This is a genomic window from Lysobacter sp. TAB13 (assembly GCF_052113885.1).
In the GTDB taxonomy this organism is placed as follows: Bacteria; Pseudomonadota; Gammaproteobacteria; order Xanthomonadales; family Xanthomonadaceae; genus Lysobacter; species Lysobacter gummosus.
Map to the genome: position 1 here is coordinate 1 of NZ_JBFRDR010000224.1, position 436 is coordinate 436.

Consider the following 436-nt stretch of genomic DNA (forward strand, 5'->3'; position numbering starts at 1 on the left):
TTGTGATCCCAGCCACCAAACGAAGCGCCGTCGACTTTCTCGGGGTCGGCGACCTCGGCGGCAGATGGAACGCCCACTGTGGCCTTCTGACCTCTCGCCCCGTCGCCGCCAGCCGCCCGATCCCGGCCGTCTGGCCAAGCAATGCTGACAAGCTCGCCATTGCGATCGAACCGAACAACATGGCGGCACTGCGCGGCTCCGCGGCGTTCGCAGGCAAGACCATGCAGATGAAGGATCATCTGATAGCCGTTTTTCACGGTCTCCTGAATTTCAGCGGCGCGTACCTGTGAATCGGTCACTTTGTAAGTGCCGCTCGCATTCGAAATGGCCCACCTCACGCTATGTCCGATTGACCCGGAAGCATACGAAGCCGAACCATGGCAAGTCGCCCGTGACGACGACATAAAGATGTCTGCACGACCATCACCATTAACAT

General features: G+C 59.4%; 1 protein-coding gene. It reads left to right on the top strand.

All coding sequences use genetic code 11. The features are described 5' to 3' along the window. A partial coding sequence (locus AB4Y92_RS25920) for a hypothetical protein (protein ID WP_441822231.1) occupies positions 1-290 on the top strand: 290 nt, incomplete at its 5' end. Positions 291-436: the final 146 nt, after the last annotated feature.